At 43.5% G+C, this 23,122-nt stretch carries 20 protein-coding genes; 12 read left to right on the top strand and 8 right to left on the bottom strand.

The genetic code is table 11. From position 1 onward, the window contains the following. Both VK541_RS10885 and VK541_RS10890 read left to right on the top strand, forming a co-directional pair. Positions 1 to 2,597 (top strand): PA14 domain-containing protein (locus VK541_RS10885; RefSeq protein ID WP_324369927.1); only part of this gene is annotated, 2,597 nt, incomplete at its 5' end. Between the two features lie 238 nt (positions 2,598 to 2,835). Then, positions 2,836 to 4,050: a retropepsin-like aspartic protease gene (locus tag VK541_RS10890; RefSeq protein WP_324369928.1), complete on the top strand. Its 1,215-nt coding sequence runs from the start codon at positions 2,836 to 2,838 to the stop codon at positions 4,048 to 4,050. 110 nt (positions 4,051 to 4,160) lie between these two features. Here the strand turns inward: VK541_RS10890 and VK541_RS10895 are convergent, their stop codons facing one another. From VK541_RS10895 to VK541_RS10910, 4 genes are all read right to left on the bottom strand, one after another. Continuing rightward, the gene (locus VK541_RS10895) at positions 4,161 to 6,152 is read right to left on the bottom strand and encodes a WD40/YVTN/BNR-like repeat-containing protein (protein WP_324369930.1); all 1,992 of its coding nucleotides are present in this window, start codon (positions 6,150 to 6,152) and stop codon (positions 4,161 to 4,163) included. Positions 6,153 to 6,366: 214 nt separating this feature from the next. Continuing rightward, positions 6,367 to 6,900 (bottom strand): DUF4199 domain-containing protein, encoded by a 534-nt coding sequence (locus VK541_RS10900; protein WP_324369932.1) that lies wholly within the window; start codon positions 6,898 to 6,900, stop codon positions 6,367 to 6,369. A 114-nt stretch (positions 6,901 to 7,014) separates the two neighbouring features. Then, positions 7,015 to 7,479 carry a response regulator transcription factor gene (locus VK541_RS10905; RefSeq protein WP_324369933.1) on the bottom strand — a complete coding sequence of 155 codons (465 nt, stop codon included), beginning with the start codon at positions 7,477 to 7,479 and terminating at the stop codon, positions 7,015 to 7,017. 274 nt (positions 7,480 to 7,753) lie between these two features. Further along, on the bottom strand, positions 7,754 to 8,944 hold the full coding sequence (locus VK541_RS10910) for a DUF1343 domain-containing protein (protein WP_324369935.1): 1,191 nt from the start codon (positions 8,942 to 8,944) through the stop codon (positions 7,754 to 7,756). A gap of 255 nt (positions 8,945 to 9,199) precedes the next feature. Here VK541_RS10910 and VK541_RS10915 point away from each other — a divergent pair, with 255 nt between their 5' ends. Then, a complete protein-coding gene (locus VK541_RS10915; protein ID WP_324369937.1) occupies positions 9,200 to 9,697 on the top strand; it encodes an N-acetyltransferase in 498 nt (165 codons plus the stop codon). Positions 9,698 to 10,253: 556 nt separating this feature from the next. Then, positions 10,254 to 11,009: a helix-turn-helix transcriptional regulator gene (locus VK541_RS10920; protein WP_324369939.1), complete on the top strand. Its 756-nt coding sequence runs from the start codon at positions 10,254 to 10,256 to the stop codon at positions 11,007 to 11,009. A gap of 7 nt (positions 11,010 to 11,016) precedes the next feature. Here VK541_RS10920 and VK541_RS10925 read toward each other — a convergent pair whose 3' ends face one another. Further along, a complete protein-coding gene (locus tag VK541_RS10925) occupies positions 11,017 to 12,180 on the bottom strand; it encodes an NAD(P)/FAD-dependent oxidoreductase (RefSeq protein ID WP_324369941.1) in 1,164 nt (387 codons plus the stop codon). Positions 12,181 to 12,207: 27 nt separating this feature from the next. After that, complete coding sequence (locus VK541_RS10930) at positions 12,208 to 12,963, bottom strand: AraC family transcriptional regulator (RefSeq protein ID WP_324369943.1); 756 nt, start codon at positions 12,961 to 12,963, stop codon at positions 12,208 to 12,210. A gap of 104 nt (positions 12,964 to 13,067) precedes the next feature. On the opposite strand from VK541_RS10930, the gene VK541_RS10935 reads away from it, so the two are divergent. The 6 genes from VK541_RS10935 to VK541_RS10960 all read left to right on the top strand — a co-directional run bounded on the left by VK541_RS10935 (position 13,068) and on the right by VK541_RS10960 (position 20,106). After that, positions 13,068 to 14,432: a DUF6794 domain-containing protein gene (locus VK541_RS10935; RefSeq protein WP_324369945.1), complete on the top strand. Its 1,365-nt coding sequence runs from the start codon at positions 13,068 to 13,070 to the stop codon at positions 14,430 to 14,432. A gap of 62 nt (positions 14,433 to 14,494) precedes the next feature. Beyond that, on the top strand, positions 14,495 to 17,173 hold the full coding sequence (locus VK541_RS10940; RefSeq protein ID WP_324369946.1) for a glycosyl hydrolase: 2,679 nt from the start codon (positions 14,495 to 14,497) through the stop codon (positions 17,171 to 17,173). A gap of 78 nt (positions 17,174 to 17,251) precedes the next feature. After that, positions 17,252 to 17,410 carry a hypothetical protein gene (locus tag VK541_RS10945; protein WP_324369948.1) on the top strand — a complete coding sequence of 53 codons (159 nt, stop codon included), beginning with the start codon at positions 17,252 to 17,254 and terminating at the stop codon, positions 17,408 to 17,410. Positions 17,411 to 17,454: 44 nt separating this feature from the next. Next, positions 17,455 to 19,311: an IPT/TIG domain-containing protein gene (locus VK541_RS10950; RefSeq protein WP_324369950.1), complete on the top strand. Its 1,857-nt coding sequence runs from the start codon at positions 17,455 to 17,457 to the stop codon at positions 19,309 to 19,311. A 69-nt stretch (positions 19,312 to 19,380) separates the two neighbouring features. Next, on the top strand, positions 19,381 to 19,764 hold the full coding sequence (locus VK541_RS10955) for a DUF1801 domain-containing protein (protein WP_324369952.1): 384 nt from the start codon (positions 19,381 to 19,383) through the stop codon (positions 19,762 to 19,764). A gap of 87 nt (positions 19,765 to 19,851) precedes the next feature. Beyond that, positions 19,852 to 20,106, top strand: a complete 255-nt coding sequence (locus tag VK541_RS10960; protein WP_324369955.1) for a hypothetical protein — start codon at positions 19,852 to 19,854, stop codon at positions 20,104 to 20,106. A 22-nt stretch (positions 20,107 to 20,128) separates the two neighbouring features. Here VK541_RS10960 and VK541_RS10965 read toward each other — a convergent pair whose 3' ends face one another. Then, on the bottom strand, positions 20,129 to 20,959 hold the full coding sequence (locus VK541_RS10965; RefSeq protein ID WP_324369957.1) for an alpha/beta hydrolase: 831 nt from the start codon (positions 20,957 to 20,959) through the stop codon (positions 20,129 to 20,131). 30 nt (positions 20,960 to 20,989) lie between these two features. Continuing rightward, entirely contained in the window at positions 20,990 to 21,730 is a 741-nt protein-coding gene (locus tag VK541_RS10970) for a hypothetical protein (protein WP_324369959.1), read from the bottom strand. Between the two features lie 127 nt (positions 21,731 to 21,857). On the opposite strand from VK541_RS10970, the gene VK541_RS10975 reads away from it, so the two are divergent. Both VK541_RS10975 and VK541_RS10980 read left to right on the top strand, forming a co-directional pair. Further along, positions 21,858 to 22,103, top strand: a complete 246-nt coding sequence (locus VK541_RS10975; RefSeq protein WP_324369961.1) for a hypothetical protein — start codon at positions 21,858 to 21,860, stop codon at positions 22,101 to 22,103. Positions 22,104 to 22,141: 38 nt separating this feature from the next. Further along, a complete protein-coding gene (locus VK541_RS10980) occupies positions 22,142 to 22,996 on the top strand; it encodes a DUF808 domain-containing protein (RefSeq protein WP_324369963.1) in 855 nt (284 codons plus the stop codon). Positions 22,997 to 23,122: the final 126 nt, after the last annotated feature.

Consider the following 23,122-nt stretch of genomic DNA (forward strand, 5'->3'; position numbering starts at 1 on the left):
GCAATTCACACCAGGTCAAAATGTTTGGCCCAGGCGGCAAATACATACGGTCGATCGGGCGTGCCGGGAAGCCGAAGCCGGGATTGTATGACCCCAATCACATGAACAATCCGGCCGGAGTTTCTATTGACGGCCAAAATCGTCTTTGGGTAGCGGAAAACGATTTTACGCCTAAGCGCTTGAGCGTATGGACACGCGAAGGGCAATTGGTCTCCGCGTTTTATGGCCCCTCCCAGTATGGCGGCGGCGGCGAACTCGACCCGCGCAATAAGAACCTGTTCCACTATGCTGGCGAAGGTGGCGGAATGACCTTTGAACTCGACTGGAAGGCGGGAACCGACCGCCTGCTCAATGTTTATTCGCGTGGTGAATGGAATCCGGCAAATCTGCCGCAAGGTGCTATTGGTTCGACACAACCACAAACAGTTTTCTATCACCGTGGCCGCCAATATTTGACCAATGTGTTTAACAACAATCCGACCGGCGGTGCTCAGGCTGGCTTCCTGTGGACCATGGAAAATAACATTGCTGTGCCACGTGCCGGGTTTGGCAGCGCTTCCAGCTGGCCTGCCCTGGCCTGGTCGCTGCCTGGTTACAACCAGTACTTTTATGTGCGCTGGACAGGGCAAATCGTGCCTCGGCATGGCCAGACCTATAAGTTTAGCACCATAACGGATGATGGCGTGCGCTTGTGGATCGGCGATAAAAAATTGATTGACCGCTGGGAGGAAAAGGGTCGCAGCGAAGACTCTGGTACCATCACTCTTGAAGCGGGAAAGCGTTATGACATCACGATGGAGTTCTATCAGAACGGGTCAGGCGCACAGGCACGCTTGTTCTGGGAAGGCCCGGGTCAACCACGCGAAATCGTGCCGTCGAGCCAGCTTTTCCCTACGTCTGAGGCGAAACAACCAGGAGGAATTACGGGACATTATTTCGCCGGCTCGGTTTATGGTGATTTGCGCGGCACCAGCCACAATGTGCGCCAGGTTGATCCCAGCATCGACTTTGACTGGGCTAAAACTGGCCCCACTCCTCTCGAATCGCCAAACGCCGCTGCCTTTCGTGCGCGGTTGCCCGAAAGTTATCGGAGGGGAGACCAGCTCACCTTCGCCTGGTCGGACACCAACGGCGACGCTCAGGCTCAGCCCACAGAAGTGGAATTTGCCATTGCTGAAGAGGCGGCTGGCGGCATTACGTTGATGCCTGACCTGTCGTTTATCGCAGGGCGCCTCAACAACAAGGCCACACGCTTTACGCCTGTGAGTATCGATGCTAAAGGCACTCCTCGCTATGATTTAAGCCGGGGAAAAGTGTTAGTAGAAGGTGCGCAACCTCCGGTTTCCAGTGGCGGCGACCAGGTGATTCTTGCCCCCAACGGCTGGACGGTACTCACCAACGCGCCGAAGCCTTTCTCTCCGTATGGGGTTGGTGGCGCGCAGAACGGTGTGGCCAAATGGAGTTATCCGAGTGTTTGGCATGGACTTCATGCCAGCCACGACGCTCCCCTGCCCGAACATCCCGGCCAGCTTCTGGGTACCACGCGTTTGCTTGGAGGTTTCGTTACTCCCAAAGGCTCTGATGCCGGACCCCTATGGGCGCTCAACGGCAACAAGGGCAACGTGTATTTGTTCACTGCTGACGGACTTTTCGTGACCACGCTGTTCAAAGATACGCGCGTGGCTTCGTTTAATGCACCAGACGAACAGCGCGACCGGAAGATGAATGATTACAGCCTGAAAGAAGAAGATTTCTGGCCGACGATTTCGCAAACTTCGGACGGCAATATTTATATCACCGGGGGTACGTCCAGCATTATGCGACTGGATGGCTTGGAGGGAATTCGCCGCCTGTCATTGGGTACACTCAATGTATCGGTGGCAATGCTGGAAGCCGCGCAGCAATACTTTGTACAACGCGAAGCCGCACGCCAGCAGGCTCAGAAACAAGGTCCGCTCGCCATCCCTATTCTTGGCGTAGCTCCAACTCCCGATGGCAAACTGGCTGACTGGAAGGACTCCGATTTCGTGCCCATCGACAAGAAATCTTCAGGTGCCATGGCCATTTCCGGTGACCGTTTGTATGTCGCCTGGAAAACCGGCGACCCAAATCTGCTCAGCAACAAGCCCGAGTCTTTGCCCAACCTGTTTAAAACTGGTGGTGCACTCGACTTGATGCTGGGCAATGTAGAAGGTGGCCAACGCCTTCTGGTGACACGTGTTGATGGCCAGCCAACAGCAGTTTTGTATCGCACGCACGATGCTCAAGCGGGAGGTGAACCGACTAAGTTCATCTCCAATCTGGGGATCAATAAAACCACGACCATAGACCGCGTGGAAAACGTCAGCACGCAAATCGTTCTGGCGCAAGACGGTAAAAACTACGAGTTGAGTGTTCCGCTCAGTTTGCTCCGGTTGCAGCCACAGGCGGGCCAGAGTATCAAGGGTGATATCGGCATTTTGCGGGGCAATGGTTTTCAAACCATGCAGCGGCTTTACTGGAATAATAAATCGACCGGCCTGACTTCTGACCTGGCCAGCGAAGCAGAACTCACGCCGCAGCTGTGGGGTACCTTTGTTTTCAAAACCGGACCGTGATCGAAGAGTGAAAATTTCCATATTGTACTCTCTGCCAGCGAGCTGATACATAGGTATTGAAAAACGACATCTCTACTGATGAACTGATCCCGCAGTTTTTTTGAATTGCTTATTTCTGAAAGACAACAACACACCATGTCCCTGGCTAGAGTCTTGAAGGAAGATATAGGAGAGCAATAGTTCATGAGTTGTGATTATTGTCTTATTTTAGCTTGAGATTATACGCTATAAATATACCATGTCCAAACTGCCAGAGATCAAAACCCTTTTTGCTGCACTTTTGCTCAGCTTTACTGTCATTTCAGCCAATGCGCAGGGATACCTTTCTTTAAACTCCGGAGGAACCAGCCAAAAAAACTATTTTACTGAAATTGATTATGACAATACCGGTGGATCACCGGTTGTCAAAGTGACGCTTGGCGGCAAAACATACCGTTTTCTGCTGGATACCGGAGCACCCAATGTAATCAGTAAAGCGGTGCTTAGAGATATAACGCCAGCAAATTTTAATCCGGATACCGTAAGAAAAGCAGCCATTTGGGATGCCAGTGGCAAGGTAGACAGTTTAAGCATCATTACGGTGAGTGGAATAACCCTTGGCAATGTGGTATTTAATGATGTCCCTACGCTGATTGCGAAGGATCAGTTTGTCTTTGATTGTGATAAGTTTGATGGCATCATAGGCAGCAATATGCTTAGAAATTCTATCGTTCGCTTTTCATCAAAAGAGCACAAAATAACGCTGACCGATCAGCCAGAGAAACTGAATTTGAATAATAAGCCTTCTTCTGTTCTATATTTAAACCAAACGCAAAGCACCCCCCTGGTCATCACCCAGATGAAGGATAAAGGCAGTGTTAACCTTCCCATGGTGTTCGATACAGGCGACAGCAGATTCTTTTCCATTGCTTTGCAGCATTATGCGCTATGCGAAAACCAGGAAATTTTTACAGTTTTGGGAAAGTCAAAAGGCAGCACCGGTGTGAGTGCGCATGGCATAGAAAAAGACACCACAACCTATCGTTTACGGACACCGGAAGTCAGTCTCAATGGTGCTGTTTTTAAAAACGTAAATGTCCAAACCACTCCGGCTGAAGATTCCAGGATCGGATCTGAACTGTTAAATTACGGAACGGTCACACTCGACTATATCAACAAAAAATTCTACTTTGAGCCTTTTCAATCACCGCTGGATCTTTACGCCGGATCTTTTCCGGTAACGCTCGCCTTTAAAAACAATAAAGTAGCCATCGGCATGCTTTGGGATCAGGAGTTAAAAGACAGGATCAATGTGGGCGACCAGGTCATATCTGTAGATGACCAGGATTATACCCGGTTTTCTTTATGCGACTTAGTAAAGGCATCTAAATTTTTTGACGCAAAAAACAGAGTCAATTTAACGCTTAAAGGCTCGGATGGGAAAATAAGAAAAGTAATTCTTAACAGACAATAAAAAGGGTTATTTTGACATAATCGCCCCCTAAAATAGTCATTTTTACGCGCTCAACAGGCGTGCTGCTGCTCAATACTTACCGGCACCTGGGATCGCTGGAAAGCCGATGGTTATTTAGTGATGCGCTGTCTGTAGAGGTAGTCTGCTATCCTGAATATTGCATAATTCTTATCCCGGGCATCCCGGCCAAAGAAGCCGCCATGGGTTAGACGATCAATGGCCTGACTGAACTGAATGGAATTGGATTTGAGTTTTAGCTGCTCGTAACCCACCTCCCAGGGCATAAACAGGTAGTTTGGATGGTTATAGGAGTTTCCGGCAATAAGTCTTTTGCCATCTTTAAAAATGAAAATTACTCTTCTTGTGTTGGTTGTTGTGCTCCAATAGCTGTCAGGCTGTGCAAATGTACTGCTGATCACTTCAGGAGATAGTGAAAATATGGAGTCTGCAACCTGTTTATAATAACTGAAGTCAGTATTTTCTCCGGGAAAGGTGTACACCGTTTCATCAATGCGATACTCATCCAGCCCCTTTTTCTTAATTTGCTCCGCTTGCTGATCAATATATTTTTTGAAATGTGCTATATCCCGATGGCTTATCTTTAAGTCTTCGACGGTTAGCTTATCCATCCTGAAGCCATCGATCATACCAGCCAGGGAGTCTATGATATCTGCATCAATAGTTTTATTCAGATCTGGCAGATATGATCCGCGGGAAGCTTTGCTATTGATGATAAACTGATCATCCTTCCGCAAAAAAGACCTGATAGAATTGCTTTGATGAAAGCATCCCTGACTGCCCTCCTCAAAATGAAATTCCACAATAGGATTGACTTTGAGGTCGATTATTTTATCTGGTAAACGTGAAGGTGCTAAAATTTTTTGTTGCAAATTCAGCTCATAAAAGTTATTAAAGGTCTGATCTGAAATCAGTAATTTGCTATTCACGACGGTGGCATTTGTGACATAAAAATCAAGCTGCATATACCTGAACCATTGCTTTCTCACTGTATCATATTTCAACACGTCTTTTCGGTCAAAACAATAATCTTCATTGTCAATCCGCAGTTTCAAACCAGGTTCAGCTATGATGCTGTTGTTTTTTAGCAATTCAGTACTTTCAAAATTGTCTGGGCTGATCTGATAGAGTTGTTCGTCAGTTAAGGCAAACAGTCTTTCGCCTTGAACAGCTATTGCGGTAGCCGGCAGCTGAAGTTTTCGATCAGACATCCAGATGCTTGAAAATTCAGAATCATAGAGCTGAATGCTCTGGTCTTTTTGTATCGTATAAAGGTTTCCGGCTTCAGTCACTTCGAAGTCTTCGATTTCCGGAAGATACCGCCATTCAATTTGATCTGTTTTGGTAATGAAGGTCCTACCCTCCTGCCTTATGATATAATGGTTACCTAAAAACCTTATTTTTCTTATTGCCGGATGATTTGTTTTTGAAATACGTGTATATTTCTTTTGGGTTAGCGGCGTCGGAATTTTACTCCAGGTCACACAATTATCAGTTGTCAGGTATAGTGAATTCCAGGTGGAACCGAATAGTCCCGTTTTACCATCTTTTTTAAAGTACATAGAGATCAGCCTAAGGTTTCCTGTCTTTTCAATTTTATCAAATGTTTGCCAGGTCTTGCCGCTGTCGTTTGTATAATAAATGTATTGTGAATTGCCAGTCATCCAGGCTTTACCATCTTTACTGAAGTGCGCGCCGTCAAGCCAGCTGCTTGCTCCAAACCTGACCTTTGTCCAGGTTTTGCCATAGTCTTCGGTCCTTAAAACAAAATCCTGCTTTCCGTCCTGCTGCAGAAATCCAGACAGGATTATTGTGCTGTCTGAAAGGAAATTGACGCGCTCGAAGTGATTCGAAGAATAGTCATCATCACTCGCGCTGATTTTATTCTCCCGCCATAGCTGATCAGCCCGGGATCTGTAATATACCTTCCCTGCTGCTGTTGCAACCCAGAGGTCTCCGCCCGGTGAAATGCCCAGTTCGCCAACTGTACCGCTTATCGAAAGCCTGTCCAGATATGGGTCCTGGCAAAATGCAGATTGGAAAGCAAATGACAGGATGACGACGGTGTACAAAATGAAGCGCATATTGCAATGATGCTATTTTTTTAAGAATTCCACAAGAGGATCGTCTTTGCAGAGTAACTAATTTTTGCATTCTATATCCTATTGCTTAAATTAGAATTTATACTCGCTCACGATGAAAACGCTTTTATTATTAATTCTGATTGCGCTCGGTGTGCTTTTCAATACAAACGCGCAAACGACAGCACTAGCAGGTTTTGAGAATCTATGAAGGTTTCTATATTGTAGATGCTTTCGGAGTTTTTCGTTTTAGTACCAGGGCTGTGATGATAGCTACCAGAAGCCCAACCGGCAATATTTCCATATATGTGGCACCTGCGACGCCAAGCCAGGTACTGTACCATTCTCTAAACATGTCTATTTGTTCGCGAATGGCGGCTATCTGCTCCGGGCTCATTTGACTTGTTTTAGCGGGACTCAGCTGGTAGGCTGCTAATTTATCAATGAAATCAGGGAAGAAATTATAATAAGCAATCATCCAGCCGATAACATACAGTGTTGAGGCAATGAGTGCCATGTAAATAGACATTAAAAAAGCCTTACCAAAGCTGATGATACCACCATTAAATTTGTCTCTGTAGTTTTTCACTCCTACAAATATTAGTGAAAAAGACAGCAGCATGGCTGCATAGCCAAGGAGCATGCTGCCTTCAAATGAGTCCTTATTGTAACAATACGCGATTGAGGCAGCCATAAAGGTGGCCACGCAGATACCCGATATCAATCCGTAAACAAGTACATTTCTTTTCATGTTGATTTCAATTAAGTTTAGGCCTCAAAGTTGAGTTTTTGCCGTATCATTAACCTCATACTTTAGTATGATTTTGATAAAAATAGCATTTCTAATACTAAAAGGTGAGTAAGATTAGGGTATAATTTTTAATTTCCTGGCCTTTTCAACAGCCTGTGTACGGCGCTGTACCTCCAGTTTTTCAAACACTTTTGACGAGTGTGTTTTAATGGTGTTTAATGATAAAAACAAGCGCTCGCCAATCTGCTGATTGCTCAGGCCGTCAGCCATAGCTTGCAATACTTCCATTTCACGTTTGGTCAGGCCCAGGCGGGCAAGCTCCGCTTCGTTCAATATAAAATCTTTGGTATCAACAACTACCTCCTTCTCCACAATTATCGTATTGGTTTTGGGTTGGGTCAATTTCCTTGACAGCCAGATACCAAGCGCGGTAAACATCAAGGCAAGGGCACCTGCATACAATTCAAAAGCATGGTCAATGACAACGAGACGCCATTCCAGCCATTTCATCGTCAACAACAAAACAGCCAGGGATGTCCCGTATAATATGATAGACCGGTTGCGTATGATGAATTTCACGTGTATTATTACTTTAGTTTAATATTTATTTCCAAAATACATAGCGGCAGTCATTAAATGCGCAGTTTGCTTGATTTTTGAGTGGAATTTATATCCCATTATATCATCTCTGTTACGTAACGTAAATGATATAATATAATCTAGGACCATAATTTTAACCATCATACTTTTAGTTCAGGCCAATTAATCTTTGGCGTAATCAAATAGGAATGATGAACCTGTACTATTAAAAAATGGTACAGGTTTTTTTGCGCCTTAATATTTTATATTTAGGTTACGGATACAGCAAATACTTCGCCCTTATCGCCTTAAACTTCTGCAATCCAGGCTCCCAGCTTTTTCTGATGTCTGCTTCGGACACTCCTGCTATGATCTGTTTTCTCAATTGATCGGTGCCTATGCGCAAATCAAAGGGAGATACGCCTGTATTAGCCCTTTCCTGACCAAAGAAGCGGGCTTTATCCGGGTAGGCTTTGTACAGTTCAATCACTAATGATAAATCAATCTGGCGGCTCTTCCGAAGCTTGTCAATGTCATAATTGCGAAGGTCAAGGCCATAGCAAACAGTGTCTTTGTGATTTGGCCGCTCACTCATTCCAGGAATACTTACCGGCTTGTATGAAAATGAATACTTGCCTTTTAGTGCGGGTGCTCCCAATATGGTAAATGGCATATGAGTTCCCCGGCCTTCATTGATGGCTGTTCCTTCAAACATACATAAGCTCGGGAAAAGCATCACGGCTTGCTGTGTATTCAAATTGGGTGAGGGATTTATCGGTAATATGTATGGCATGTCATGATCATAGTTGGCCACTTTGATAATCTTTATTTTGCATTGTTTTTTCAGGTATCGTTCTCCGTTAAGGTATTGTGCAAATTCGCCAATGGTCATGCCATGGGTCATGGGCGTATAATGGATCCCTATACCAGATTTAAATTTATCATCAGTCATGACCGGCCCGTCTACTACATATGCGTTTGGATTGGGCCTGTCAAGAATGAGCAGTTCTTTGTTGTTTTCCGCACAGGCTTCCATCACATACTCGAGCGTATTGATATTGGTATAGTAGCGGCAGCCCACATCCTGGATATCAAAGACCATCAGGTCGACATCTGCTAATTGTTCTTTTGTTGGTTTCTCGTTTTTGCCATATAACGAAATGATTGGAATACCGGTTTTAGCATCTACCTCATTACCCACCACCGCTCCATTGCTGGCATTGCCTCTAAAACCATGCTCTGGTCCAAACACTTTTACAATTTTAATTCCAAGGCTCTTCAAACTGTCTACGCTGCTTTTTTTGCCGATCAGGGAACTCTGATTGGCAACCAGACCAATTCGTTTTCCTTTTAGATGGGACAAATATTTTTCGGTCTGGTCGGCACCTGTGATAATTTGTGCGGTACTGTTGATGTTGCTGATTGCCAGAAGCGTTAAACAAAGTAATGAAGTAAATCTCATCATTTTTAGACGGGTTATGATTTCTATATTTTTATTGGTGCCAGGCAGGATGTCTCCAAGCCGCAAAGGCTAAATTAGGAATAAAGTATCATAAAAGCACCCTGGTTGGCTTTTCAAACATTTATACGATGCCTTTGTTTTTATAGCTAAAAAAACAAATCCATGGCAGACAACAAGAACACGATCATAAAAGCAGCTTTGGCAGCGGATCAAGCCGGCGCCATTGGCGTATTAACGTTGGCATTCAGCGTTGATCCCATGGCCCGATGGTCCCTGCCGGACCCGGCAAGATTTTTGGCAGCTTTCCCTTCGATAACGAAGGCTTTCGGTGGAAGTGCGTTCGAGAAGGGAACGGCTTACATTACCAATGGTTTCACCGGAGCTGCCCTATGGTTGCCGCCCGGTGCCAAATCCGATGAAGACTCCTTAAAGAGGCTGTTCGACGAGAACACTGATGACGATATAAAAGAGGATATGCAGGGAATTTTTGAGCAAATGGAAAGATTTCATCCAACGGAACCGCACTGGTACTTGCCGATGATCGGTGTGGACCCGACGCATCAGGGTGCGGGAGTAGGCTCTGCACTGATGACTGAAGCACTCAAGGCCGTTGACCGCGATGGATCAATTGCATATCTTGAATCTTCAAATCCTAAAAATGTTTCGCTGTATGAGCGTCACGGTTTCGAGATTATCGGCGAAATTCATTCCGGCAGCTCGCCTGTTGTACAGCCCATGTTGAGAAGAGCTCGATGAATCGCGAAAATACTCCTGGTAAAAAGGAAACATTTCAAGGTGAGTTTTGAAATCACAATTGAGTTCAAACTGCCTTTCGATATTGCCTGGTCTTTTCAGAAATTCCCAGTCCAGCATCCACAATTCCGGACTGACCCGGGGTAATATTTCTTCGGGAAGTCCGCCAAAGTATTGGTTTTTTATACCTTCTGTGCTTAAAAATTTAATCAGCTTTTTCTTTTTTTCAGCAGTCGGGTTGTACCAATACTCAATATATTCGTCCCATTCAGGCCCCATACCTTCACGGTGTGCGTTGCCGTTCTGAACAATGATACCGGCAATTTTTTCAGGGTGATTGATGCACAATTGAAGCCCGATGGGTGCACCATAATCGTGGAGATAAATAAAGAAAATTGGCTTTTAAAGCTTGAATAAATACCCATAAATGAGTATTTATTCGTGCAAGACTATTGGATACTTTTGGGTGTTCAATTGTATCAAATTGTAACTGCACAATATTGATAGTTATGATATAGATATTTACAGCTTTAACGCTATATTCGGGAAACGTTTTTGAATGAAACCCGAATTACAAACACTACACAATGTCTGGTCAGCCAATAGAGCAGTAAAGGAAACGACCAACCATCAGATATCTTTCAATGAGCTTACAAATTCAATCGTTAGTACAGGCCCGTTTTCTTTTTACATCATTGATTTCTACGATATGTCTCTTTCTCATATTAGTGATTCATTGTATGAAATGCATGATTTCAATCCAGAAAACACTTCGTTTAATGATATACTGGGCGCTATTCATCCAGATGATATTGGTTTTGTAATTAAAGCAGAAGATTTTTTAACCAGGTTCTTTTTAGAGAAAGTTGGCCGGGAAAAGTTAATGAGTTATAAAATCAGTTACAGCCATAGGGCCAGGTTAAGAAATAATCAGTATGCTTTATTTAATCATCAGGCACTTATGCTTACGCTGGATGAAAATGGAGGGTATGGAAAATCACTGAATATTCACACACGGATTGACCATCTTAGTAGTATTCCCACGTATAAAATTTCGCTTATTGGTTTACATGGTGAACCCTCGTACATGAATTTAAGTCTTGATGGAAGCACCGATGTTCCCGCCTCATTTTCGAAAAGGGAAATCGATATCATTAAAAACATAGCGGAGGGTTTGGGTAGTGCAGAAATAGCCGATAAATTATTCATTGCCGAATCAACTGTGAAAAAACACCGGAAGAATATTTTAGAAAAGTCTGATTGCAAAAACACCGCCCAGCTGATTAAATCCTGCGTCCTGCAAGGGTTAATTTAGAATGGCATCAAGTGTGTGCGCCAAACATATCCAGCATGTCCTGCAGGGCACTTGCTGAATGCATCCGCTCACCATTTTCAAGCGATTCTTTTGCTGCTATTGCTGCCCGTTTGCGCATATCCGTTTCATAATGAGAGATGGTATGCTGTATGGAGCTGTACTGACCGGTGGTTAAGCATTCACTCAATTCAAGTGCATCAAGCATGGCCATGTTTACACCCTCTCCTGCAAAGGGGGGCATCACGTGTGCGGCATCGCCAAGCATAGTGAGGTTAGGTAAGGCGTCCCAGTTTTGGTCGGACGGTGTACAATAGATCGGGCGGGGAATAAAAGGGACTACTGTATTTTCAAATAGCTCATGCCAGATGCTGCTCCATTCGGGGTATGTTGTTTTAAACCAGTTTAGCAGCTGTGTGCGGTCATGATAGTTTAAACCATTGGTCGCTGCCCAGTCCTCTCCTGCTTTGAAGCTTGCGTAAAAACTGATCTCTCCATTGCCTTTTTGACCGAGCAGCAGGTTCTTTGTGTTTCCAAATGCCATGATCTTGCCGCCATTGAGCAATGCATTGATATGAGGTGCCGTTTCTTCGGCATCATAAATATTGCCTTCAAGCATCGTGATACCAGAATAGAACGGTTTAATATCAGTAATGTAGGGGCGTATTTTAGAGTTGGCGCCATCTGCGGCGATGACCAGATCGGCATAGACTGATGGGCGGTTTTTAAAGTGCAGGAGCCAGCCTTCATTTTGTATCTCCATGGTTAGAAAATGGCTGTCCCACACTACTGTATCGACTTGCAGGGACTCCAGCAAGATCTTTCTAAGCGCACCCCGGTCTATTTCAGGACGAAAATATTCGTTGCCAAAGTCTTCTTCCGGCTTGCCTTCGTGATCGCTTAAAAATACTTCCGCTAGTTCGTTTGCAACGATCATTCGATCTGCACCTGGCATATAATTCTGCTTAAATGCTTCCAGCAGATCTGCCTTGCGCAGTGCTGCTAATCCCGATTCTTCATGCAAATCGAGTGGTGACCCTTGCACCCGGGCATCTTTATTGAGGTCTCTTTCATATACGTTTACGTTTACGCCTTTGCGCTGCAAGAGCTTTGCCAGTGTAAGCCCTCCAGGACCCCCGCCCACAATGGCGACTTGTTTATTCTTTAATTTCATACCTTCAGTTTATTGAACGGCACAAAATTATTTCTCCTTTAACACAGATAATAGTACAAATCGGTCGTTTTTGTTTTTGGACAGCTCTTTTGGTACAACACCTGAAAACTTTCTGATCTCTTTAATGAAATGGCTTTGGTCTGTAAAATTGAGTTCGGGGAACAATTTTCCCTGTGCTATGTGCTCAAGTGAGGTCCTGAAGCGCAAAATATCGCAATATGCTTTCAATGAAAGTCCTAACTGCTGGGTGAAATAGCGATTGATCTGCCTGCTGCTCCAAAACACCTTTTCTGAGAGTTCTTTTACGCTCATTTCGCCTTTCGAAGTGTAAATCAAATTGAACAGCATACGTTTCCGCTCGTCTGCTTCTTGTGGCAACAGTGTGGTTATTTTCTCTGTCGCCTTTTTATAGAACACGTCGAAATCCTTTAGGTCATCTTCGTTGAAGCCCCAGAAGTCGTCGGGAAGATCTGTCGCGCTATTTAAAAACCCGGCAATGGGTGCCTGCAAAATGTATTCAACAGCGAGCGGCTTAAAGCTAATCGCGAAAACAAGCATCTGCGGTGGGATGCTTCTTTGTTCGGCTTCGGTTTCCAACCCAATGAGCATCACTTGTAAAGGAGCCTGACCAGATTTTACAAAAAATAAATCGACTCTGCCGTCGGGCAAGACCACCACTTCTTTTGGCGCATCTGACGGATTATGGAACATGCCGATACTTTCTACAAAGTCGGCAAGGGCGCCCTCTGGATTAATGAATTTGTAATAAAAGTCGTTTGACATGATTGATCAGATGTTTTTAAGGCAACTCATTTAGCGATGAAAACTTCCATATATTAAATGTAAGTAAATTCTAGTATTTTGCATCGGCCTGTAAAGTGGACCTAATGAAGCACCTTCTGATTTTATTCTTTCTTTTTAGTCAATCGCTTTTTGCCCAACTGCCGATTACCATAACTCATTCCCAAAATAAAAAGTTTTCGATTAAATCTGTTTCCTACAGTTTCGGAAGTAATAATACTAAGGGTGTGTCTACAGTTTTCAAAGGCAATAAAGTGTTGTACAAAATTGACCGCTCCTTTGATTTGTTCGTCAATAAACCTTACTTTTTGACCATTTCAAACGATGGATCAATGGTTGCCTATCTATCACAAAATCACTTTCCATATCCTGCATTTAAGAACGTTGTTATCTATAAAAAAGGCAAACTCTTCAGGGATTTTAACCAGATTGAGTTCACAAGCTGCGATACTGTGGACGAAGACTCTCAATTTTTCTACGACAATAACAGCAAGGTTTTTGACTACATAACTACCCCAGACAGTGGTTATCATAAAATAGCCAGGAAAGGTGTTGATGAACAAGAACTTTTCCTGAATAAAAACTCAGTATTGAACCACAACGACACCCTTTATTTTACCGATTCACAAAGGATGGTAACAGTCTTTGATGTGAAAGGTGCAGAGATTTTGAAAAAGCTCCCTTTTGACAGCATCTATGCTCATATCAGAAATTATAAAAGAAGTACCTCCGTTTTCGATGATGCCGATATGTCTAATAAGCGTATTAGTCAATTTAAAATTAAAGGCGGATCAACGATAGTTTCTGACACATTGGAAAAAATAGTTGGGATGAAGTTTGTAGAATTTGATGACAGGGACATCGCTCAATACAAGTTGTATCATTTACGGCTCAGCGGATATTTAACCCGGGATGGTGTGTTTTCTTTTGACAATTTTGAGCCGGATTCCATATTTGACAAAAAGTTGATTGCAAAATTCTTTCTAACAACCAGGTTTGAAGCTGGAATGATTTCACTAAAACTGGACAAACAACGTTTCCTGTTCCTGAGTTCATTTAGAAAACCTCTTGACTCAGCTGCTGAACTGCAAATAACTGCCAAAAAATTAGAATTTGCGCGCAGATTGACTTTGGATTCCATTAACCATGTGTACATTCCCCGAAATATGGAAGACTGTTTTACGGAACTTGATAAAATGTTGAAACCGGAAACAGTTAGTGAAATTAAAGCGATGAAAAGACCGGGACAAATGGGAATATATCATCATGGAATGGGCATGTGGATAAGAAACAACTGGGGGCTTTGGAGTGGCTCCAGATTATCTGCTTACCTTAAAGAACGTGGATTTTCAGATCCGGATGGGATGTCGGGTATAATTTTCAATTATTATTACACCTGGTTTAAAGGCAATAAGGAAGCTTACAAGGACTTTGAGACAAAATATCGATAGGCAATTAGAGATATTTGTTGGGTACAGTTTGCTTTTACTAAAGATCATTGTTACTTTTAAGAATGCTCAGAACGCTCTCCATTGCATGTTGCCTGATGTTTTGTCTATCTGCCGATGCACAGCAGCTGGATAGCCTGTTTAAACATCCTCCGGCAACCTCGAAGCCTTATGTCTGGTGGCACTGGATGGGTTCAAACTTTTCCAAAACAGGGATTACAAAAGACCTTGAAGCGATGAAGGAACAAGGTATAGGCGGCGCGACGATTTTTAACATCGCCTCTGCTGTACAGGAATCGCACGCGCCAACATTAAACAACCCATGGCCGGAGCAAACTTATCGCAGTGCGGCTTACTGGGAGGCATTGAAATTTGCAGCCTCGGAGGCGGACCGGCTTGGTCTGGAAATCGGCCTGCACAACTCCCCTGGATACTCTACGACCGGCGGACCCTGGATAGATCAACAACGAGGGATGCAGAAACTGGTATGGAGGAAGTTGATGGTCAAACGGCAGTCTGAAAAGATCACGATTGAAAAACCTGAACCAGTAATATCAGAAGGATGGGGTTCCATCGTGCTGCCGCGAAACCCCTCAACAAGGTATCAGGACATTGCTTACCTGGCGATTCCTATGGCAGATGCTGCGCATTTTAAGTCGCCTCTGGATTTTACAAAATATTTTAACAGCACGGGAAACCAAATCAAGTCATTTCCTAAGGGGGACTGGATCATTTACAGATTTGGTTATGCCCCAACCATGTCTATACCTCATCCCCTGCCCGATGACATTATAGGCAAAACATTTGAGGCGGATAAAATGAGCAGGGAGCAGTCTGAATACCATTGGAAAAATGTGCTGGAACCTTTGAAAAGTCATCTTGGGGAGTACCTGGGAAAAAGTTTTAAGCATGTCCTGATTGACAGCTATGAAGCAGGATATCAGAACTGGACGCCGGAGTTCAGGAAGGAATTTATCAGTAGAAAAGGTTATGATCCATTGCCCTGGCTGCCCACGTTTACAGCGGCCATCACCAACGAATATAAATCTGCAGCGGCAAAAGAAGCTGGCCGTGTCCGTTTTGATGAAGCGCAGACCAAGCGGTTTGAATGGGATTATCAGGATGTGATCAGTCAATTGTATTTTGACAATGGTTGGGCGACTGGAAAGAAAGCGCTGCATGATGCGGGTTTGCAACTCCAATGGGAGCCTTATGAGGGCCCGTTTAATACTGTGGAGGGGGCTGTATTTGCCGATTTGCCCATGGGCGAATTCTGGTCTGACGGCCGAGGTGCTATAGATGCCAGAATTCCGGCTGCCGCAAGCGCGGCGGGTAAAAGGATAGTTGGTGCGGAGGCTTTTACGGGCGCTCCAGGCATCAGCAAATACACGGAAGATCCGGCTTCGTTAAAACCTGCGGCTGTCGGTGCGTTTGCCTCGGGTGTGAACAGGCTGATACTGCACCATTGGGTACATCAGCCTTTCGATGACCAGTACCAGCCGGGCATGGGCATGGGCTGGTGGGGAACGCATTTTGGACGACATCAGACCTGGGCCGAGCCCGGTAAGGCTTTTTTTCAGTTTTTGGCACGTTCGCAAGTACTGCTGCAATACGGACAGCATATCTCCGATTATCTGTGTGTGGATGAATTGCAGGGAAATGCGGACCTGATCTCCATGCGGGGTTTTTTGAGGGAAGAGTTGAAAGTGACGGATGGAAGGATTGTTTTGCCTTCCGGGAGGAGCTATCCTTTTATTGTTTTTCCTGCGGGCAGTACCATGCTGCCTGAAACTGCACAAAAAATAAAACTCCTGCTCGGTCAGGGTGCTGCCGTGGTGGCCAGCAGGCCATCTTCGTCGCCTAGTTTAAAGAATTATCCATCCTGTGACACGTCTCTGAAAGAGATTACTGCTTCACTATGGGGAGATGAACAGTCTGGTCAAGCTGTTGAACGCTTGTTGCCCACCATCAGTGCGGCCTTAAAATCAATAGGCTATCAGCCGGATTATCGGGTAGAATCTGGTGATTCGGAGGGGTCAGTGGGCCCGGCCGGTTCGATTGCAGTCGTACACCGCAGCGGCGATCAGGGAGAGGTATATTATGTGGCCAACATGCATGACAAGCCTCAAAATCTGCAGATCTCCTTCCGACAGAAAAATCTGCAGCCTGAAATATGGAATGCTGAAGATGGAACTTTCGTGAATGCCGGGATTTGGAAGCAGGACGATGAACGGACTTTTGTAAATTTAAAACTGAATGATTTTCAGCCGGTCTTTGTCGTTTTCAGAAAGCCTGCTGATCTGCAGGATCACGCCGTATCGGTAAAGGTGATTGACGGCAAAACGACGGTCAGTTATGCATCAGGAAAAACAAAAACATTGCAGATAAACGCGTCTTCGTACAAGGCTGTCGACGGTTCCTGGAATGTAAAGCTATATCCCAAACTGGATGCCCCTTTTTCCGTGTCATTATCTGCGCTGAAAGATTTCAGCAAGCTGGATGATCCCCGGGTCGCTTATTTTGCCGGTTCAGCTGTCTACAAGAAAGAAGTATTTATGGATAAGGCAGATTTAAAAGCTAACCGGCAGGTGATGCTCGATTTGGGGACATTAAATGATATTGTTTCTGTGAAGATCAATGGAAAATCACTGGGTGTGTTGTGGTATCCGCCTTATATTGTTAATGTTACGGGAGTGATAAAGACGGGAGCTAATGATTTAGAGATCACGGTGACCAATAACTAGGCAAACCGCCTGATCGGAGACGAACAGCAGCCTGCGGATTTCGAATGGGGTTTCGACAGGGCTGAAAACGGAAGAGCAATGAAATCTTATCCGGACTGGTTTATAAAGCATCAGCCCAGGCCATCGAAACGCAAGGCATTTTCAATATGGTATTACTACCGGAAAGACAGCAAGCTGGTGCCTGCGGGTTTAGCCGGCCCTGTCAGGTTTATTTTTGAAGATACGGTAAACTTGTAACAGCGAAATGTTATTATCTTTGGACTGAATTTTAACGATCTCTAATGAAACTGCGATTTTCGGTAAGAATACTTCTAATCCTCTCTATAATCTTAATCGTCGCTTGTAAAAAGGATGAACCCATAAAAACAGATGAAAAAAAGGAAATTATAGAAACCCTTGAAGCCACTATACCGGATACAAAAGGTGTGGTACTTCATGGAAAGCTGTATTCAGAAGAAGCTTATACCGAACGGGGCTTCCTGCTGGCTAAAACTGATTTTCCGCCCGGCGATACCAGTGACATCATTGGCATTTACAAATCTGCCATCAAGACGACCGCCGAATTCAGCAGCACCATAACACAGGGTCTCGACTCCGGCTCAATTTACTATTACAGGGCATATGTCAAAAGGCAGGACGCTGTGTATACCGGTCTGTCCAAAAGCTTTATTTACAGCGGCAACAGCCCCATGGTTATCGATGAGGTGAGCCTTCCCCCCTTCCATTTGGGCGATACCATTACCATTAGCGGAAGGAATTTTGGCGTAAAAAACACTAAAGTATCCTTCATGAATTACAGGCAGGACGGTCAAACCGAATTGTTCAACTCGGTTATTGTAAACGCCGATGACAGTACCATCAGCTGCATTATACCAACAACCCTCCGCAATAAAAAATCAGATGTCCGAATAGAAGATCTGGCCACCAACCGGTATAAAATATTCAGATCCGTAGAACTTCGGGCCCCGGTTATCGACAGCTTTACGCCATCAGCACACATTGGCGATATTATAGAGATCAGAGGAGATCACTTCGATACTGATATCAGCCGTATCAAAGTTAGCTTCGACAGCGGATCGCAGCAAATACCAGCAGAGATCATTACTGCCAACCGCAAGCTCATTAGGGTTGTTGTGCCCGATATTGTCGGCATAGCCCAAAAAATATCTGTTACTGCACAGACACAGACTACCACTTCAGTTTCAGATTTGTATGTCTATACCGAAAACATCTATGTAGCTGGCAGTACCTACGATGACGAAACTTATGTAAGACAGGCGGCTTACTGGAAAAATGGAATTCCTGTAATCCTCACCCGTGGCACCAGGAATGCCGTGGCGACTGCCATTGCTGTTCAGGGCAACAATGTTTATGTTGCCGGCTATACTACCGCCGCCAATGGCAAATATGTCGCCACCTATTGGAAAAACGGTGTGCAGATAAACTTAACAACCGATAATTCAAGTGCTTCAACCGGCAGCATAGTGATCCATCAGGGTGATGTTTATATCACAGGTTTTGTAGATACCTGGCCTGTTTACTGGAAGAATGAGGAAAGAGTTACTCTCCCGTTGTTGCCGGGTGCAAACGCAGGAAGTACTGCAGCAATCGCAGTGCAAGGATGGGATGTTTATGTCTCCGGGTATCAGTTAGGAAATGGTGCGTCTGCTGTGTATTGGAAAAATGGCGAGCCAACCCGGCTTGAAAACAATTTTGGTTCCTATGCCGGTGGCATTGCAGTTCAAAATGGAATTGTGTATGTCCCGGCGACTTATACGGAGCCTCGTCCGGGTGCTATTAATTATTGGAAAAACGGCACGCCTGTAAGGGTGTCTGACGGCACTGTTGGGATCATTGCAGTCGATATTGCTGTAACTGGCAGTGATGTGTATCTCGCTGCCCTTACATCAAAGGGGTCTGGCTATTATAAAAATGATAAATTAACATTGTTTTCTGAGCTTCATTCAACAATATCTGGTATCGCAGTGCTTAGCAATGATGTTTATACCGCGGGACAGGCTACCTATCAGAATAAATCGGTTGCTATCTTCTGGAAAAACGGTATACCCGTATATCTTTCCTCGTCTATCGGTAAAGGGGGTGAAGCCTCGGCAATTACAGTTACTCCGTTTCAGTAACGCTGAGACTTGCGATTGTTAAATTGCTATTTTTTGTCCGACATTTGTATTCTACCAAAACCAATTCCGATGAAAATCACAAACCTTGTTGATCTGTTTACTATTCTACCTGAGGAGGAAAAAATAATTGTAGATGTATTGCGACAGATAGTCATCGAATCTCTTCCTGATTACTGCAAAGAGAAAATATCATACAATGTTCCATTTTTTTATGGCAACAAAGGTATATGTATCATTTGGCCTTCAACTGTTCCGAGGGGTGGTATCAAAAAAGGAGTTCTTTTAGGTTTTTGGTATGGGAACAAATTAAATGACGAAGATCGCTTTTTGTCTCACGGAACTAACAAGCAAATTTTTTATAAAATCTACCAGACCGCGGAAGAGATTGATGAAAAGCCAATAAAAAAGCTTTTAAAAGAAGCAATCAAGTTAGACAGCACTTTCAAAAAGTAGTCTAAGCTGTACCGGGGTGACTAGCAAGGCTATTGTCAACTATTTGACAAAGCGGTGATTTCATGTTAGACTATAACGCTTATTGATATGAATGCCTGGGTCAACACGAAAGACGGAGCGATTGCACCCGTTGAGGATTCATTACTCATGCTTGAAGGCATCACCAAGAGGTATGTGTATCTGATCAGATCGCTGACAGAGGAAGAGTTGAAGATAGCTTACTATCACCCTATACGGGCATTTGACGTTAGCCAGATGCAGGCCGTCGCAATGTCTGCATGGCATCTCAATCATCATCTGGCTCATATTAATGTCGCATTGGAGTTTAAAAAGTTTTTATAGAAATCTCTATAAAAATTTATGTTTACTTCAACAGGCTGTTAATAAAACTCTTTACTGCAGCAATATACAGGCTGGGTTCTGACCCCATCGAAGTGAAACATTCAAGATGATTGCAGTCCCAGGTAACCATTTGCGAGTCCCGGTTCCTCGATAGAAACTTTGTATAATCAGTTGTTTTGGTGACAATATCTTTAAGACCAGAGAAAATCAACACTGGTTTTTTTAAAACTGTTTCATTCCCCCGGGAATAGTCAATGGAGTTGTCCGGTAACACAAGGTTTTTGTTTTTTAATGCGAATATCCTTTCTACTATTAGTTTCGGATCGATGACAAAAGAATCCAAAATGAGTCCCTTTATTAATGGATCAGAATCTGCATTCATACGGGAAACGATCGTTCCCATTGACATGCCGTATAACACAATTGAACTTGGTGTGAATGTAGCTTTCACGTATTGAATGGTCTTTTTTAGATCATCGGAAAACTCATTGTAGTAAACCATGTTTTGGTTGATGTTAAAATCTGAGCTTTCCCCAAACCCCCGGTAGTCGTATAGTATCACATTATAACCAGCATCGTACAATGCTTTCGTTTGCCCTAGAGCGTTCGCCATATTCCCTGCGTCACTGCCGGAAATTATGATAAATGGTTTCCCTTTATCGGCTTGCAGGCATACCCAGGAATTCAATTTTACTGAGTCGCTGATATGAATTTTATGTACGCTATATTCAACACCGATCGCATCCGGAGTGGCATCATATTGTCTTTTTGGGTTTATTCCAAAAACCACATTAACGAAAAGCAGGTTTAAGTATGGTATCAGGGCAAAAAGATACTTAGTGTTTATTTTCATAAGGGCAATATTATTATAGGCATCAACAACTCAGCCTTTACACCTTTCGTTAAGTGCCCTGGCATATTCCTGAGTTACAGGCTTGCCACCAAGAGCCATACATTCGTTATAATACTTTTTAGCCATCTTGCAATCGTTATTAAAAAAATGACAAACTGAAAGTTTAAACAAGGTATTCTGATTTTTTGAATCCAGTCCATAGGATTGTTCCATTAGTACTATTGCTTCCTTGAGTTTAGAAGTATCGTTATTTAACTGAAAATCTGCCATATAGATGGTTGCCTTATCAGTAATTATCTTTGAGTTTTTCGGATCAGTTCTCAATCCTTCATCATATTGCGCTAATGCAAGTTCATATTGCTTTAAAGAATGGTATACAGCACCAAAGCCCCAGTATGTATCCACATTTGTTGAATCCAGCAGCCAGGCCTGGTTAAACCGGTACATTGCGGTTTTGGCATCTCCCTGATATAAATGTTTAAAACCCTGGTTGATCAATACTTCTGAAGCCTTGTGTCTTGTTCCTTCTTGTTTTACATAGTTATTAATGAGCTCATTGTCAGCTTCCTTTTGTTGCTCAGTTTTAGGACGATTTCCATATTTAGGCAGCAGCCTGATGTTCACTTTTGCTTCTTCTTCCCACTCCGGATAGGTAATCTGCTTGGCAGAAGATGATGGGCCTGCTTTTGGGGGAGATTGTGCATTTCCGCAAGAAATAAATAGCGTACTGAATAAAGTGGTTACTACGAAAATAACAGAGCGTAAATTCATGTTCAAGGATGTTATATTAAATTCTTTGAATAAATATGATAAAATTTTTGGGAACCTACGCCAAGTATTTCTAGTATGGAATGCAACAAATTACACTGACTATTGTTTATTTACAAATTCTACAATAATGAAAACACCAAATTTCCCAAATGATCACCAGCAAGTCATGTCTTATCTGGTAGTTAAAGATGCCGAGGGGTTTATCAGGTTTATGAAAGAGGTTTTTGATGCTAGGGAAAAGATGATTTTCAAAAGTGACGACCGGACTATCGCCCATGCTGAACTGACCATCGGCAAAAGTGTAATCATGTTTTCAAGTGATGTCGTGCAATTATCCCCATTGTGGGTAAAAGCCTATCGTGAAAAAGAGTAGTAAAATAGGTATTTTGCGGGATTATTAATGAGATAAATATGGCTTCAGGTTTTTTTGCGATTTTGGATGATATAACTGCTTTAATGGACGACGTCGCGGTGACGGCTAAAATCGCTACGAAAAAAACTGCAGGCATTTTGGGTGATGATTTAGCCGTGAATGCGGAAAAAGCTACTGGTTTTCTGTCTTCAAGGGAATTACCTGTGCTTTGGTCAATTACTAAAGGCTCATTGATTAACAAAATTATTATTGTTCCTATAGCGTTGTTACTAAATGCGTTTTTTCCGGTTGCTATTAAGGTTGCCTTAATACTGGGAGGACTTTATCTGGCTTATGAGGGGGTTGAAAAAATAATTGAATATTTTTTTCATCGTCCAAAGACAGGTCATGAGGTAGTTGCGGAGATTAAACAAGATGGTGCTGATGCAGAAAAAGCAAAGGTCAAATCTGCGATCACTACTGATTTCATTCTTTCTGTAGAGATCGTAATTATTGCGCTGGGAACTGTTTTAGAGGAAAGTCTGACCTTACAGATTTTAACTGTATCTGTTGTTGCAATATTGGCCACCGTTGGGGTTTATGGCATTGTTGCCATTATTGTCAGAATGGATGATACAGGCTACAAATTGATCAAAAGCTCTGGCGATAAAGGCGTCTTTGCCGGTATTGGTCATTTACTTGTGAAATCACTGCCCGTGATCATCAGGATATTAAGTGTCGTGGGAACTATTGCTTTGATTTTGGTTTCAGGGGGTATCTTTGCTCACAACATTGAATTCTTACACCATTTATTGCCAAATATTCCCTCGATCATTAAGGAGTTCGCGATTGGTTTGGTCGCGGGATTGGTTGCCCTGGGAATTCTAAAGATCGGTAAAACAATCTTTTCATAATTAGACGGCATTCCATGAAAAATCTCCTTTGCTGGCATAGAGAGTCGGTTAATTCTGTAAATTACTATCTTTAAAATGGAAATTGCATGGAATCCATAACTATAAAAAGATCAACCCAGCCATACA

The organism is Pedobacter sp. (genome assembly GCF_035317785.1).
GTDB lineage: Bacteria > Bacteroidota > Bacteroidia > Sphingobacteriales > Sphingobacteriaceae > Pedobacter.

What these genes read in the sequence shown, in the direction of transcription:
- VK541_RS10890 (WP_324369928.1), top strand. Translation starts at nt 2,836, where the DNA reads ATGTCCAAACTGCCAGAGATCAAAACCCTTTTTGCTGCACTTTTGCTC.
- VK541_RS10895 (WP_324369930.1), bottom strand. Translation starts at nt 6,152, where the DNA reads ATGCGCTTCATTTTGTACACCGTCGTCATCCTGTCATTTGCTTTCCAA.
- VK541_RS10900 (WP_324369932.1), bottom strand. Translation starts at nt 6,900, where the DNA reads ATGAAAAGAAATGTACTTGTTTACGGATTGATATCGGGTATCTGCGTG.
- VK541_RS10910 (WP_324369935.1), bottom strand. Translation starts at nt 8,944, where the DNA reads ATGATGAGATTTACTTCATTACTTTGTTTAACGCTTCTGGCAATCAGC.
- VK541_RS10915 (WP_324369937.1), top strand. Translation starts at nt 9,200, where the DNA reads ATGGCCCGATGGTCCCTGCCGGACCCGGCAAGATTTTTGGCAGCTTTC.
- VK541_RS10920 (WP_324369939.1), top strand. Translation starts at nt 10,254, where the DNA reads ATGAAACCCGAATTACAAACACTACACAATGTCTGGTCAGCCAATAGA.
- VK541_RS10925 (WP_324369941.1), bottom strand. Translation starts at nt 12,180, where the DNA reads ATGAAATTAAAGAATAAACAAGTCGCCATTGTGGGCGGGGGTCCTGGA.
- VK541_RS10930 (WP_324369943.1), bottom strand. Translation starts at nt 12,963, where the DNA reads ATGTCAAACGACTTTTATTACAAATTCATTAATCCAGAGGGCGCCCTT.
- VK541_RS10935 (WP_324369945.1), top strand. Translation starts at nt 13,068, where the DNA reads ATGAAGCACCTTCTGATTTTATTCTTTCTTTTTAGTCAATCGCTTTTT.
- VK541_RS10940 (WP_324369946.1), top strand. Translation starts at nt 14,495, where the DNA reads ATGCTCAGAACGCTCTCCATTGCATGTTGCCTGATGTTTTGTCTATCT.
- VK541_RS10945 (WP_324369948.1), top strand. Translation starts at nt 17,252, where the DNA reads ATGAAATCTTATCCGGACTGGTTTATAAAGCATCAGCCCAGGCCATCG.
- VK541_RS10950 (WP_324369950.1), top strand. Translation starts at nt 17,455, where the DNA reads ATGAAACTGCGATTTTCGGTAAGAATACTTCTAATCCTCTCTATAATC.
- VK541_RS10955 (WP_324369952.1), top strand. Translation starts at nt 19,381, where the DNA reads ATGAAAATCACAAACCTTGTTGATCTGTTTACTATTCTACCTGAGGAG.
- VK541_RS10960 (WP_324369955.1), top strand. Translation starts at nt 19,852, where the DNA reads ATGAATGCCTGGGTCAACACGAAAGACGGAGCGATTGCACCCGTTGAG.
- VK541_RS10965 (WP_324369957.1), bottom strand. Translation starts at nt 20,959, where the DNA reads ATGAAAATAAACACTAAGTATCTTTTTGCCCTGATACCATACTTAAAC.
- VK541_RS10970 (WP_324369959.1), bottom strand. Translation starts at nt 21,730, where the DNA reads ATGAATTTACGCTCTGTTATTTTCGTAGTAACCACTTTATTCAGTACG.
- VK541_RS10975 (WP_324369961.1), top strand. Translation starts at nt 21,858, where the DNA reads ATGAAAACACCAAATTTCCCAAATGATCACCAGCAAGTCATGTCTTAT.
- VK541_RS10980 (WP_324369963.1), top strand. Translation starts at nt 22,142, where the DNA reads ATGGCTTCAGGTTTTTTTGCGATTTTGGATGATATAACTGCTTTAATG.